13 protein-coding genes are annotated in these 13083 nt (G+C 73.1%); 7 read left to right on the top strand and 6 right to left on the bottom strand.

Going from position 1 to position 13083, the window contains the following annotated elements:
* Positions 1–74: 74 nt before the first annotated feature.
* Positions 75–923: a 16S rRNA (cytidine(1402)-2'-O)-methyltransferase gene (rsmI, locus tag ACGF3J_RS13765; protein ID WP_161330706.1), complete on the bottom strand. Its 849-nt coding sequence runs from the start codon at positions 921–923 to the stop codon at positions 75–77.
* Between the two features lie 104 nt (positions 924–1027).
* Between rsmI and ACGF3J_RS13760 the strand changes: the two genes are divergently transcribed.
* Positions 1028–2773 (top strand): phospholipid carrier-dependent glycosyltransferase, encoded by a 1746-nt coding sequence (locus ACGF3J_RS13760; RefSeq protein ID WP_161330704.1) that lies wholly within the window; start codon positions 1028–1030, stop codon positions 2771–2773.
* 78 nt (positions 2774–2851) lie between these two features.
* Here the strand turns inward: ACGF3J_RS13760 and ACGF3J_RS13755 are convergent, their stop codons facing one another.
* A complete protein-coding gene (locus tag ACGF3J_RS13755) occupies positions 2852–3088 on the bottom strand; it encodes a hypothetical protein (RefSeq protein WP_393854157.1) in 237 nt (78 codons plus the stop codon).
* A gap of 276 nt (positions 3089–3364) precedes the next feature.
* Here ACGF3J_RS13755 and ACGF3J_RS13750 point away from each other — a divergent pair, with 276 nt between their 5' ends.
* A complete protein-coding gene (locus tag ACGF3J_RS13750) occupies positions 3365–4996 on the top strand; it encodes a penicillin-binding transpeptidase domain-containing protein (protein WP_161330702.1) in 1632 nt (543 codons plus the stop codon).
* 108 nt (positions 4997–5104) lie between these two features.
* Positions 5105–6775 (top strand): penicillin-binding transpeptidase domain-containing protein, encoded by a 1671-nt coding sequence (locus tag ACGF3J_RS13745; protein WP_346346213.1) that lies wholly within the window; start codon positions 5105–5107, stop codon positions 6773–6775.
* Positions 6776–6809: 34 nt separating this feature from the next.
* On the opposite strand, the gene ACGF3J_RS13740 is transcribed toward ACGF3J_RS13745, so the two are convergent.
* Positions 6810–7187 (bottom strand): SsgA family sporulation/cell division regulator, encoded by a 378-nt coding sequence (locus ACGF3J_RS13740; RefSeq protein WP_161330698.1) that lies wholly within the window; start codon positions 7185–7187, stop codon positions 6810–6812.
* A gap of 164 nt (positions 7188–7351) precedes the next feature.
* Between ACGF3J_RS13740 and ACGF3J_RS13735 the strand changes: the two genes are divergently transcribed.
* The 4 genes from ACGF3J_RS13735 (at position 7352) to ACGF3J_RS13720 (ending at position 11205) form a co-directional block, all read left to right on the top strand.
* The gene (locus ACGF3J_RS13735; RefSeq protein WP_161330697.1) at positions 7352–8404 is read left to right on the top strand and encodes an energy-coupling factor ABC transporter permease; all 1053 of its coding nucleotides are present in this window, start codon (positions 7352–7354) and stop codon (positions 8402–8404) included.
* Between the two features lies 1 nt (position 8405).
* A complete protein-coding gene (cbiQ, locus tag ACGF3J_RS13730; protein WP_161330695.1) occupies positions 8406–9167 on the top strand; it encodes a cobalt ECF transporter T component CbiQ in 762 nt (253 codons plus the stop codon).
* The gene (locus ACGF3J_RS13725) at positions 9155–9913 is read left to right on the top strand and encodes an energy-coupling factor ABC transporter ATP-binding protein (protein ID WP_161330693.1); all 759 of its coding nucleotides are present in this window, start codon (positions 9155–9157) and stop codon (positions 9911–9913) included. Before cbiQ ends, ACGF3J_RS13725 begins: the two co-directional genes overlap by 13 nt.
* 71 nt (positions 9914–9984) lie before the next feature.
* On the top strand, positions 9985–11205 hold the full coding sequence (locus tag ACGF3J_RS13720) for a serine hydrolase domain-containing protein (protein WP_393854156.1): 1221 nt from the start codon (positions 9985–9987) through the stop codon (positions 11203–11205).
* Here the strand turns inward: ACGF3J_RS13720 and ACGF3J_RS13715 are convergent.
* From ACGF3J_RS13715 to ACGF3J_RS13705, 3 genes are all read right to left on the bottom strand, one after another.
* Complete coding sequence (locus ACGF3J_RS13715) at positions 11196–11471, bottom strand: DUF1876 domain-containing protein (RefSeq protein ID WP_125493354.1); 276 nt, start codon at positions 11469–11471, stop codon at positions 11196–11198. The two genes, ACGF3J_RS13720 and ACGF3J_RS13715, sit on opposite strands and share 10 nt — an antisense overlap.
* Positions 11472–11574: 103 nt before the next feature.
* On the bottom strand, positions 11575–12420 hold the full coding sequence (locus tag ACGF3J_RS13710; protein WP_161329258.1) for an EamA family transporter: 846 nt from the start codon (positions 12418–12420) through the stop codon (positions 11575–11577).
* Positions 12417–12929 (bottom strand): YbaK/EbsC family protein, encoded by a 513-nt coding sequence (locus ACGF3J_RS13705; protein ID WP_161329259.1) that lies wholly within the window; start codon positions 12927–12929, stop codon positions 12417–12419. Before ACGF3J_RS13705 ends, ACGF3J_RS13710 begins: the two co-directional genes overlap by 4 nt.
* Positions 12930–13083 lie beyond the last annotated feature (154 nt).

Below are 13083 nucleotides of genomic sequence, written 5' to 3'. Positions count from 1 at the left end.
GAGTGTTTGAGCCGATTTGGGCTGTCCTTGGCGGAAGGGCCCGCAAGGTCAGGAACGGGTCAAGCGCGGCCGGATCACGCCCCCGCGTTCTTCGCCGCCACCACCGCGTCGAACACCTCCCGCTTGGGCACGCCCACCTGGGCGGCCACCGCGGCGATCGCCTCCTTGCGGCGCTCCCCCGCCTCCTCGCGCACCCGCACCCGGCGCACCAGCTCCGCGGCGTCCAGCTCCTCGGGCCCCCGGTCCGGGGCGCCCTCCACGACGACGGTGATCTCGCCGCGCACACCCTCGGCGGCCCACCCGGCCAGCTCGCCGAGACCGCCGCGCCTGACCTCCTCGTAGGTCTTGGTCAGCTCCCGGCAGACGGCGGCCCTGCGGTCGGCGCCGAAGGCCTCGGCCATGGCGGCGAGGGTGTCGTCGAGGCGGTGCGGCGCCTCGAAGTAGACGAGGGTGCGGCGCTCCTCCGCCACCTCGCGCAGCCGGGTCAGCCGCTCGCCCGCCTTGCGGGGCAGGAAGCCCTCGAAGCAGAACCGGTCGACCGGCAGCCCGGACAGCGCGAGCGCGGTCAGCACGGCGGACGGGCCGGGTACGGCGGTGACCCGGACGTCCCGTTCGACGGCGGCGGCGACCAGCCGGTACCCGGGGTCGGACACCGACGGCATCCCGGCGTCGGTGACCAGCAGCACGCGCGCGCCGCCCGCCAGCTCCTCGACCAGCTCGGGGGTGCGGGCGGACTCGTTGCCCTCGAAGTACGACACGACGCGCCCGCGCGGGGTGACGCCGAGCGCCTGGGTGAGCCGGCGCAGCCGCCGGGTGTCCTCGGCGGCGACCACGTCGGCGCCGGCCAGTTCCTCGGCGAGCCGCGGCGGGGCGTCCCGGACGTCGCCGATGGGGGTGCCCGCCAGTACAAGGGTTCCAGTCACGCCCCCATCCTCCCAGGGGCGGACGGGCTTCCTTCCGCGGGACGCATCGGGCGGGTGGGGGCCATGCGCGGGACGTGCACAGCACGGTTCCCTACGATGGCGCGGTGACCAGTACCGCGTCCTCCACGGACACCCGGCAGGACCAGGCACCGCACGACGAGCGGCCCGCCTGGCAGCAGCGGCTGCGCCGCTTCGGCTACCCGGCGGGGCCCGCGGCCGGCGACGTAGGCGACCGGCTGGTGCCGCCGTACACCAGCCCGGGTCCGCGCCTGTGGGCGTTCCTCGGCCTGTCGAAGCCGCTCACCGGCCGGATCCTGCGCTGGTCGGCGTGGGGCGGGCCGCTGCTGGTGGCGCTCTTCGCCGGCGTGCTGCGGTTCTGGAACCTGGGCAGCCCGAAGGCGGTGATATTCGACGAGACGTACTACGCCAAGGACGCGTGGGCGCTGATCCACCGCGGCTTCGAGGTCAACTGGGACAAGAACGCCAACGACCTGATCCTGAACTCGGGCGGCGACGTCCCGATCCCGGCGGACGCGGCGTACGTCGTGCATCCGCCGGTCGGGAAGTACATCATCGGCCTGGGCGAGGTGCTGTTCGGCTTCGACCCGTTCGGCTGGCGCTTCATGACGGCGCTGCTCGGCACGGTGTCGGTACTGCTGCTGTGCCGGATCGGACGGCGGCTGTTCCGCTCGACCTTCCTCGGGTGCCTGGCGGGCGCGCTGATGGCGGTGGACGGGCTGCACTTCGTGATGAGCCGCACCGCGCTCCTCGACAGTGTGCTGATGTTCTTCGTGCTGGCGGCCTTCGGCTGCCTGGTCGTCGACCGCGACCGGGCCCGCGGGAGGCTCGCCGCCGCGCTGCCGGTGGACGAGGACGGCCTGGTCCGGCCGGACGCGGGCATCGCCGAGACGTTCCGCTTCGGGTGGCGGCCGTGGCGGCTGGCGGCGGGGCTGATGCTGGGTCTGGCCGCCGCCACCAAGTGGAACGGCCTGTACATCATGGCGGCCTTCTGTGTGATGGCGGTGCTGTGGGACGTCGGCACCCGCCGGGTGGCGGGCGCCGAGCGGCCGCATCTGGCGGTGCTGAGGCGCGACCTGGGCTGGGCGTTCCTGTCCACGGTGCCGGTGGCGCTCGCCACGTACGTGCTGTCCTGGCTGGGCTGGATCCTCTCCCCCACCGACGGATCCGGCGGCTACTACCGCGACTGGGCGGCGAACGACGGCGCCAACAGCTCCTGGTCCTGGCTGCTGCCCGACTGGTGGCGCAGCCTGTGGCACTACGAGACCCAGGTGCTGGAGTTCCACACCAACCTGACCTCGCCGCACACCTACCAGTCCAACCCCTGGAGCTGGCTGGTCCTGGGCCGCCCGGTCTCCTACTTCTACGAGTCGCCCTCCCCCGGCTCCGACGGCTGCCCGGTCGACGCGGGCGAGAAGTGCGCCCGCGAGGTCCTGGCGCTGGGCACGCCGCTGCTGTGGTGGGTGGGCTGCTTCGCGCTGCTGTACGTCCTGTGGCGCTGGGCCTTCCGCCGCGACTGGCGCGCGGGTGCCATCGCCTGCGGCATCGCGGCCGGCTATCTGCCCTGGTTCCTGTACCAGGAGCGGACGATCTTCCTCTTCTACGCCGTCGTCTTCCTGCCCTTCCTGTGCCTGGCGGTGGCGATGCTGCTGGGGGCGGTCATCGGCCGCCCGGGCTGCGGCGACGCCCGCCGCGTCGCGGGCGCGACCGGGGCGGGCGTACTGGTCCTGCTGATCGCGTGGAACTTCATCTACTTCTGGCCCCTGTACACCGGCACCGCCATCCCGATGGAGGACTGGCGGGCGCGGATGTGGCTGGACACCTGGGTGTAGCCGGGCGTTCGGCAGGGCGGTCGGGGTGAGGGGCTCTGCCCCGGTCCCGACCGCCCTGTGGGTGGGTGTGGTGGTACGTCAGTTACAGAAGTTGAGGATGGGGAGGAGCCCGTTACCGCACTGGAACTCGTCCCCGTCTCCGCCGCCGCCGTGACCCGAGGCGGCAGCCGTGGTGGTGTGCGTGGCGGGCGTCGCGGCCACGGCGGACGTGGCGGTCGCCACCCCCGCCACGCAGGCGACACCAACGGCGGCACTCACCACGAGTGCGCGGGCTCGGAGGGAAACTGCCTTCTTGTGCTGAGGTGTTGTGTTCATGAACTCACCATGCACACCCTCGCGATCACTTGCCCGCCGAGCGCATCCGCGCGGGTGAGCCACCACCACCCCGCAGGGTGCGGCGAGTTCGCCGGGCGTCCGGACGGCCGGGACCACGGCCGGATCTGAGCACGCCTCATCTCCATTCGGCCACCATCCGGAAACTTTCGTACCGCCGGTCACGCCCTGCACATAGAGTGCGACCCACAAGTGCTTCTGAACGCGTTCAAGTCTGCGCGCGGAAGCTCGGACGGGGAGACGGGGAGGGGACTGCCCATGGGCAGGGGGGTGAAGGCCGCCGTCATAGGCGGCGTGTTCGCGGTGATGGTCGGCGGGGCCGGGTACGGCGTGTACAACGTTGTCTCGGCGCTGGACGGGGGCGGGGGGACCGGCGCCGCCGGGGCGTCGGTCAAGAGCGGGCCGCCCAGCGGGGACGAGGTCGAGGAGACGGCCGGGAAGTTCTTCGCGGCGTGGGAGAAGGGCGACGCGGCGACGGCGGCGTCGCACACGAACAACGCCTCGGTCGCCACGGCGCTGCTGGCGGCCTACGGCGAGGAGGCGCACATCTCCGGCGTCGAGATCACGCCCTCCGCCGCGACCGGCGCGTCCGTGCCGTTCACCGTGAAGGCGAAGGTGTCGTACGAGGGCACGACGAAGCCGCTGACGTACCGGAGCTCACTGAAGGTCGTGCGGGGTGAGACCAGCGGGCGGGCGCTGGTGGACTGGCGGCCGTCCGTCGTCCACCCCTCGCTGAAGGACGGGGACACGCTGGTCACCGAGGAGTCGGCGACCCCTCAGATCGAGGCCGTCGGGCGGGACGGCGAGGTGCTGACGAAGGAGAAGTACCCGTCGCTGGGACCGGTCCTGGCCACGCTCCGGGAGCGGTACGGCGCCGATGCGGGCGGCACCCCGGGCGTCGAGCTGGCGGTCCGGCACACCGCCCAGGACGCCCCCGACTCCCCGTTGCTGACGCTCAGCAAGGGCGAGCCCGGCAAGCTGCGCACGACGCTCAGCGCGGGCGTGCAGGCGGCGGCCGAGAAGGCCGTGAAGCGGTACGGCGAGTCGTCCGTGGTCGCGGTCAGGCCCAGCACCGGCGAGGTGCTGGCCGTGGCCAACAACCGCGCGGACGGCTTCAACGCGGCCTTCCAGGGACGCGTCGCCCCCGGCTCCACCATGAAGATCATCACCGCCGCGATGCTCATCGACAACGGCGTGACCTCGATGAACGAACCCGCCCCCTGCCCCGACACGGCGACCTGGCAGAGCCAGACCTTCAAGAACCTGACCGGCATGGAGCCGAACGAGGGCGCCACGCTCGCCAACACCTTCATGCGGTCCTGCAACACGGGCTTCATCAAGCTCGTCGACGAGGACCCGCTCTCGGACTCCTCGCTGACCCAGGAGGCCCAGGAGCGCTTCGGTCTGGGCGGGGACGACTGGCAGACCGGCATCGTCTCCTTCGACGGCCGGGTCCCCGCGTCCGGCGGCCCGGACCGCGCGGCCAACGCCATCGGCCAGGGCGAGGTCCAGATGAACCCGCTGAACATGGCCTCGGTGACGGCGACCGCCGTCACCGGCGAGTTCCGCCAGCCCTACCTGGTCTCCCGCGACCTGGACGACCGTGAGTTCGCCACCGCCAAGGGCCTGCCGCAGAGCACCGCGGCCCAGCTCAAGCAGATGATGCGGCTCACCGCCACCCAGGGCACCGGCCGGCCGGCGATGGCCGGTCTCGGCGGGGACATCGGCGCGAAGACCGGGTCGGCCGAGGTCGACGGGCAGACCACGTCCAACAGTTGGTTCACCGGCTTCCGCGACGACGTCGCGGCGGCGGCGATGACCGAGGAGGGCGGCCACGGCGGCGACGCGGCCGGCCCGATTGTCGCGGACGTGCTACGAGCGGGCGGCTGAGGGCAACGGCCACGGTGTATGCGCCTACTGTGGTCGGGTCGTTGGAAGCATGAGGCAACGAGGGCACCGAGCGGCCCGGGATCCGGGCGCCGAAGAGGACGGGACGCAGTGAGCAGCAGAAGGGGCGCCGGCGAGCGGCGCAGGACGGCACCCGCCGTGATCGGTGGGGTGGCCGCGGTGGTCGTGGCCGGTGCCGGGTTCGGCGCCTACGCGATGTTCGGCGGCGAGTCCGGCGCCGAGGACGACGCCAGGACGAAGTCCGCGGCGGCCGACGAGGTGAAGTCGGGCCCCCTGACGGCGGCCGAGATCACCTCGACGGCGCAGGGGTTCCTGACCGCGTGGCAGAAGGGCGACACGGCCGGCGCCGCCGCCGCGACGGACGACGCGGCGGCCGCGAAGGCCCTGCTCACCGGCTATGCCAAGGACGCCCGGATCAAGGACGTCACCCTCACCGCGGGCACCCCGGCCGGGGAGAAGGTCCCGTTCTCCGTGAAGGGCACGGTCGCCCACGGGAAGACGACCGCGCCACTGGCGTACGACAGCGCGCTGACCGTCGTGCGCCGGGCCGGCGACGGCGAACCCCGCGTCGACTGGCACGCCGCCGTCGTCCACCCGGAGCTGAAGGACGGCGACAGGCTGGTCACCGGCGAGGCCGGGGACCCGCCCGTCAAGGCACTGGACCGGGACGGCGCGGAGATCACCACCGCGAAGTACCCCTCCCTCGGCAGCGTCCTGGACAGCCTGCGCGAGAAGTACGGCGACAAGGCCGGCGGCACCCCCGGCATCGAACTGCGCGTGGTCCGCGGCAAGGAGTCGAAGGCGGCGAAGGCCGCCGACAAGACCCTCCTGGAGCTGAGCAAGGGGACCCCGGGCACCGTGAAGACCACCCTGGACCCCGCACTCCAGGCCGCCGCCGAGAAGCAGGTGGAGGGTAAGGAGCGCGCGTCGGTGGTCGCGCTGCGCGCCTCCACCGGCGAGGTCCTCGCGCTCGCCAACGGCAGCCACGGCTTCAACACCGCCTTCCAGGGCTCCCTCGCCCCGGGCTCCACGATGAAGGTCGTCACGGCCTCGATGCTCATCGAGAAGAACCTGGCGTCGATGGACAAGAAGCACCCGTGCCCGAAGTACTTCAGCTACGGCGGCTGGAAGTTCCAGAACGACGACAAGTTCGAGATCAAGGACGGCACGTTCAAGGCGAGCTTCGCCCGCTCCTGCAACACCGCCTTCATCAGCCAGGCCCCGAAGCTGAAGGACGACGACCTGACCCGCCAGGCCAAGGAGGTGTTCGGCCTGTCGATGAACAACTGGTCCGTCGGTGTGTCCACCTTCGACGGTTCGGTCCCGGTGCAGAGCGACGCCCAGATGGGCGCCTCCCTGATCGGGCAGGGCGGGGTGCGGATGAACCCGCTGAACATGGCGTCGGTGTCGGCGACCGTGAAGGCGGGCAGCTTCCACCAGCCCTACCTGGTCGCCCCCTCGGTCGACGGACGGGCACTCGCCACCGCCTCCCGCACCATGTCGGCCGGGACGCTGGCGCAGCTGCGCGAGCTGATGTCCTACACGGCGGCGTACGGCACCGCGGCGGAGGCGATGGCCGGGGTGAGCGGTGACGTCGGCGCGAAGACCGGCTCGGCGGAGGTCGACGGCCAGAAGCAGCCCAACGGCTGGTTCACCGCGTACCGGGGCGACGTGGCCGCGGCGGGCGTGGTCCAGCAGGGCGGCCACGGCGGCGAGACGGCGGGTCCGCTGGTGGCGGCGCTGCTGAAGGCCGGCGGCTGACCGGCCGGCCCGGTCCGGACCCGCGGCCGGTGGCTCAGTGGGCCACCGGCTGTGCCGCGGCGGTGTAGGTGCGGCGCAGGAAGCGGATGAGCGGCTTGGTCTCGAACTGGACCACCGAGCAGCCCTGCGGGGAGTGGAACTCGACGACGGCCTGCACCCGGCCGCACGGCCACACCCGCACCTCGCCGGTCCCGGTGGGCGCACGCAGGCCCTGTTCCAGCAGGTCGCGGGGGAAGGTCCACTCCCGGACACCGGGGGCGCGGCCCCGCGGGGGCAGCGCGACCGTCACGGATCGCGGGTCGCGGTCGGGGTCGTAGCGCAGGACGACGGGTATCGCTCCGCCGTCGTCCTGGCCGGGGAGGTCCGCGTCCGTGAGGATGTGGGCTCGTGCGTACTGCTCGACTACGGACATCGGATGCCCCTTACGCTCTGCCACCTGTGCGAAAGCTGTGCGTCCACCCCCACTCCAATGTCCCATATTTCCCCGTTCACGCCCTCCGGGCCGAATATCACATGTGAGATCAGCCTTTACCTCGCTCTTGCGAACCGCTCGCAACTGGTCCCTATCATCGAACCGTGCATGTACCTGACGGTTTCATCAACGCCCCGACCTCCGCGGTCACCGGAGTGGTCGCCGCCGGCGCCGTGGCGGTCAGCCTGCGCGGCGCGCGCCGGGAGCTGGACGAGCGGACGGCGCCGCTGGCCGGGCTGGTCGCGGCGTTCATCTTCGCGGTGCAGATGCTGAACTTCCCCGTCGCGGCGGGCACCAGCGGACATCTGCTGGGCGGTGCCCTCGCCGCGATCCTGGTGGGCCCCTACACGGGCGTCCTGTGTGTCTCCGTCGTCCTGCTCATGCAGGGCATCCTCTTCGCCGACGGCGGGCTGACCGCGCTCGGCGTGAACATCACGGACATGGCGATCGTCACCACGGTCGTCGCCTACGCCCTCTTCCGGGGGCTGGTGAAGGTCCTGCCGCGCACCCGCCGCTCGGTCACCGTCGCCTCCTTCGTCGCCGCCCTGGTCTCGGTGCCGGCCGCCGCCCTCGCCTTCACCTTCCTGTACTGGATCGGCGGCACCACCGACATCGCCATCGGCAAGGTCGCCACCGCGATGATCGGCGTGCACGTGCTGATCGGCATCGGCGAGGCCGCGATCACCGCGCTGACCGTCGGCGCCGTCATCGCCGTACGCCCCGACCTGGTGTACGGGGCGCGCGGGCTCCAGCAGCGGCTCAAGCTGCGCGTGAACGGCGAACTGGTCGACGCCCCCGACGCGGAGCCGGCTCCCGTCCCCGCCGCACGCTCGCACCGCAAGGTGTGGATCACCGGCCTGGTCACCTCCCTCGTCCTCGCCGGGTTCGTCAGCTTCTACGCCTCCGCCAACCCCGACGGCCTGGAGAAGGTCGCCGCCGACAAGGGCATCGACGAGAAGACCGAGGAGCACGCGAACGCCGACTCCCCGCTCGCCGACTACGGCGTCGAGGACATCGCGAACGCCCGTGTCTCCGGCGGCCTCGCGGGCGTGATCGGCGTCGGTGTCACGGTCGTCGCCGGCAGCGCGGTGTTCTGGGCGGTGCGCAGGCGCCGCAGCGACGACGCCTCGCCGACGAGCACGGACACCACCGTCTGACATGGGCGCCGGCCACGCCCACCGGCTCTACCGGCCCGGGAACTCCCCCGTGCACGGTCTGCCCCCGCACACCAAGCTCGCCGCCACGTTCGCCTTCGTGGTCGTCGTCGTGTCGACGCCCCGCGAGGCGATGTGGGCCTTCGGCCTCTACGCGCTGCTGCTCGCCGCGGTGGCGTACGCGGCCCGCGTCCCGGCGGGCTTCCTGCTCAAACGGCTGCTGATCGAGGTGCCGTTCGTCGCGTTCGCGGTGCTGATGCCGTTCGTGGCGGAGGGCGAGCGGGTCGAGGTGCTCGGCATGTCGCTGAGCGTGAACGGCCTCTGGGGCGCCTGGAACGTGCTGGCCAAGGGCACCCTGGGCGTCGCCGCCTCCGTGCTGCTCGCCTCCACCACCGAGCTGCGCTCCCTGCTGCTCGGCCTCCAGCGGCTGCGGCTGCCCCCGCTGCTGGTGCAGATCGCGACCTTCATGATCCGGTACGGGGACGTGATCGCGGACGAGATGCGGCGGATGCGGATCGCCCGGGAGTCGCGCGGCTTCGAGGCGAGCGGCGTCCGGCACTGGGGCGTGCTCGCCAAGTCGGCGGGCGCGCTCTTCATCCGCTCCTACGAACGCGGCGAGCGCGTCCACCTGGCCATGGTCAGCCGCGGCTACGCCGGCTCCATGCCGGTCATCGACGAGGTGACCGCGTCCCGGGCGCAGTGGTCGTACGCGCTGGCCCTCCCGGGTGCGGCGCTCGTCGTCTGTCTGCTGGGATGGACCCTGTGACCGCTTCCCTGGACGTCTCCGGCCTCGCCTACGCCTACCCCGACGGGCACCAGGCCCTGTTCGGCGTCGACTTCTCCGTCGCCCGCGGCGAGCGGGTCGCACTGCTCGGGCCGAACGGCGCGGGCAAGACGACCCTGGTCCTGCACCTCAACGGCATCCTGACCGGCGGCGCCGGCACGGTCACCGTCGCCGGGCTGCCCGTGGACAAGCCGAACATGGCGCAGATCAGGCGCCGGGTCGGCATCGTCTTCCAGGACCCCGACGACCAGCTCTTCATGCCGACCGTGCGCGAGGACGTGGCGTTCGGACCGGCGGCGGCCGGGGTGAAGGGGCCGGAGCTCGAGGCGTGCGTGGACCGGGCGCTGGCGCTGGTCGGCATGGCGGAGTTCAAGGACCGGCCCCCGCACCACCTGTCCTTCGGGCAGCGGCGCCGGGTGGCGGTGGCGACGGTGCTCGCCATGGAGCCCGAGATCCTGGTCCTGGACGAGCCGTCCTCCAACCTCGACCCGGCCTCCCGCCGCGAACTGGCCGACATCCTGCGCTCCCTGGACGTCACCGTCCTCATGGTCACCCACGACCTCCCGTACGCGCTGGAGCTGTGCCCCCGCGCCCTGATCCTCAGCGACGGCGTGATCGCGGCGGACGGCCCGACCGCGGGCCTGCTCTCCGACGAGGCGCTGATGCGCGCCCACCGGCTGGAACTGCCCTTCGGCTTCGACCCGCGGTCCGTGTCGACGGGCGGCTGAGGAATCACGGACGGTCGGTGGCGGTTGCACCGACTGTCGCGGGCGAACGGAAGGGACGTACAGAGGTGGGCGTGGACGTGCACGGCACAGTGGCCGAGGGCTTCGAGCCGGTGAGGGACGCGTTCGCGGGCAACTTCGCGGCGCTCGGCGACCGGGGCGCGGCGGTCGCCGTCTACCGGGACGGGCGCAAGGTCGTCGACCTGTGGGGCGGCACCCGCGACGTCGACGGCACCGAACCCTGGCGCCGGGGCACCGCCCAGGTCGTGCGCTCGGCGACCAAGGGCGTCGCCGCCGCCGTACCGCTCCTGCTGCACCAGCGCGGGGAGCTGGACCTGGACGCGCCGGTGGGCGAGTACTGGCCCGAGTTCAAGGCGCACGGCAAGGAGCGTGTGCTGGTCCGGCATGTGCTGAACCACCGGGCGGGGCTGCCGGTCCTGGACCGTCCGCTCGGCGCCGAGGACGCGCTCGACCCGCTGCGCGGCCCGCGGGCCGTCGCCGCCCAGGCGCCCGTCTGGGAGCCGGGCACCGACCACGGCTACCACGCGCTGACCTACGGCTGGCTGCTGGACGAGCTGGTCCGGCGGGTGACGGGCGGACGGGGCGCCGGGGAGTGGATCGCGGACGAGATCGCCCGGCCGCTGGAGCTGGACCTGTGGGTGGGGCTGCCGGCCGCGGAGGAGGCGGCGGGCCGGGCCGGACGGGTCGGGCGGCTGGCGGATCCCGACCCGGGGCCGTCCGGGAACGGCCCGCGGCTGCGCCCCAAGCGCGCCGTCACCGAGGCCTACGCGGACCCCGGCTCGCTCACCCGCCGTGCCTTCGCCGCGATCACGCCCTTCCCGGACCAGAACGACCCGGCCTACCGCGCGGCCGCCCTCCCGGCGACCAACGGCATCGCGACCGCCGACGGGCTGGCCCGCTTCTACGCCGCGCTGATCGGCGACGTGGACGGGGTGACCCGGCGGGTGCGGCTGTTCGACCCGGCGACCACGGAGCGGGCCCGGGCCGAGGAGTCCGCCGGGCCGGACCGGGTGCTGGTCGTGGGCACCCGCTTCGGCCTCGGCTACATGCTGCACGGCAGCGCCTCGCCGCTCCTGTCCCCCGGCTCCTTCGGCCACCCGGGCCGCGGCGGCGCCCTCGGCTTCGCCGACCCGGAGGCCGGCGTCGCCTTCGGCTACGTCACCAACGGCTTCCGCAAGACGGTGACGGCGGACCCGCGGGCGCAGGCGCTGGTGCGGGCGGTACGGGAGTCGCTGCGGCGGACCGGCTCGGACGTGGGCACCCCTCAGACGTGAATGGGGTGTGACGTCCGCCCCGACGCCGCGTCGATCTCGTCGTGCGCCTTGGTGAGCAGCTGCATGGCCAGCTCGTTCAAAGCGCGGGCGCCCGCGACCTCCTCACCGACCCGTGGCTGCTGGCTGTCGATCCGGTGCCGGCTGGCGTGGCCGTGCGCGCGGACCTCGGTGCCGTCGGGGAGCCGCACCATCGCGACCGCCCGCGTGTGCTGGTCGTCCTCCATGAACTCCATCTCGACGTGCCATCCCACTGCGGTGTGCATCATGAGGATCACCTCCGGAAGACCTGCTTCCAGGGTGCTCCTCACGGCCGCCGCGCGCACCATGCCGGCCGCTCGCGCTCATCCCGCGTGACGCGTGCGGCGCGGCTCATCCGGTGTGCAGCATCAGCCCGATCCCGACGACCAGGAGCCCCGCGGCCGCGATCCGGGGCGCCCCGAACCGCTCCTTGAAGAAGAGGGCGCCGATGGCCGCGCCGACCAGGATCGAGGACTCGCGCAGGGCGGCGATCGGCGCGAGTTCGGCGCGTGTCTGCGCCCACAGGACGAGTGCGTAGGCGCCGACGGAGAGCACCGCGCCGACCAGTCCCAGTGCGGCCCGGGGCCGCAGCAGCGCCCAGGCACCGGCGCGGTGGCGGAGGAGGAAGTAGGCGGGGAGGACCGTCCCCTGCACCGCCATCAGCCAGGCGACGTACCCGAGGGAGGACCCGGAGGCGCGGACGCCGAGCCCGTCGACCACCGTGTACGCCGCGATGCTCACGCCGGTGGCGAGGGCCGCGCCGATCGCCGCCCAGTCGGGCCGGCGTCCGCGCAGCCCCCACAGGGCGACGCCGGTCAGTCCGGCGCAGGCCAGCAGGACCCCGGCGCTCGCCCAGCGGTCCGGCACCTCGTGGGCGAAGACGGCGGCGAGGACGGTGACCAGCAGGGGCGCGGTGCCGCGGGCGATCGGGTAGGCCTGGCCGAAGTCGCCGAGCCGGAAGGACCGCATCAGCAGCGCGTAGTAGGCGATGTGGAGGGCGGCCGAGACCAGCAGGTACGGCCAGGCCGCGGCCCTCGGGAACGCCGTGAACGGCAGCAGCGCGAGGCCGATGAGCATCCCGCCGCCGGAGATCAGCGCGAAGCCGGTGAGCTTGTCCGTGATCCGGTGGGCGATGGCGTTCCAGCCGGCGTGCGTGACGGCGGCGAGCAGGACGGCGCCGGTGACCAGAGGGGTCACGCGGAGCGCTCGCGCACGTCCACGAGGGCGGCGCCGGCGGTGGTGACGAGGTCCTTGGGCGCCATCGGGAACACGGCGTAGGGGGTGCCGGCGGCGGCCCAGACGACCTCGTGGGCGAGGAGCGAACGGTCGGCCAGGACGCGGGTCGGGTTGCGGTGCCCGAAGGGCGGAACGCCGCCGATCGCGTATCCGGTGGTCTCCCGTACGACGTCGGCCCTGGCCCGGGTGACCTTCTGCGCGCCGAGTTCCTCCCGGACGCGCTCCAGGTCGACGCGGGAGGCGCCGTCCATGAGGACCAGGACGGGCACGCCGTCGGCGGCGAAGATGAGGGACTTGCAGATCTGGCTCAGCTCGCACCCGATCGCGGCGGCGGCCTCGGTGGCGGTCCGCGTGGCCTCGGGGAAGCGCCGGGCGCGTGCGGCCAGGTCGCCGAGGCCGAGTCCGTTCAGGGCCTCGGCGAAGCGGGGGTGGGCGGCGGAGGCCGCGGAGGCGTCGTCGGTGGTGGTCATGGACGGCACGGTAGCGGTCCGTGTAGCCGGCATGCGACCTGGTTCCGCGGCGCCCTCGGCGGGCCCCGTACGGGCCTGTAAAGGAGGAAGCCGGTGAGGGCAGCCCCGTCCCCACGGAGCCCTCACCGGCTGGTCTTTCTGTCCTCCTGTCAGA

Origin of the sequence: Streptomyces sp. NPDC048171, assembly GCF_043202655.1 — a bacterium.
GTDB lineage: Bacteria > Actinomycetota > Actinomycetes > Streptomycetales > Streptomycetaceae > Streptomyces.
This window is presented reverse-complemented; position numbering and strand designations above follow the sequence as displayed.

Bases quoted from the DNA above. Each gene is read 5' to 3' on its own strand.
- ACGF3J_RS13755 (WP_393854157.1), bottom strand. From the start codon at position 3,088: ATGAACACAACACCTCAGCACAAGAAGGCAGTTTCCCTCCGAGCCCGC.
- ACGF3J_RS13750 (WP_161330702.1), top strand. From the start codon at position 3,365: ATGGGCAGGGGGGTGAAGGCCGCCGTCATAGGCGGCGTGTTCGCGGTG.
- ACGF3J_RS13740 (WP_161330698.1), bottom strand. From the start codon at position 7,187: ATGTCCGTAGTCGAGCAGTACGCACGAGCCCACATCCTCACGGACGCG.
- cbiQ (WP_161330695.1), top strand. From the start codon at position 8,406: ATGGGCGCCGGCCACGCCCACCGGCTCTACCGGCCCGGGAACTCCCCC.
- ACGF3J_RS13725 (WP_161330693.1), top strand. From the start codon at position 9,155: ATGGACCCTGTGACCGCTTCCCTGGACGTCTCCGGCCTCGCCTACGCC.
- ACGF3J_RS13715 (WP_125493354.1), bottom strand. From the start codon at position 11,471: ATGATGCACACCGCAGTGGGATGGCACGTCGAGATGGAGTTCATGGAG.
- ACGF3J_RS13705 (WP_161329259.1), bottom strand. From the start codon at position 12,929: ATGACCACCACCGACGACGCCTCCGCGGCCTCCGCCGCCCACCCCCGC.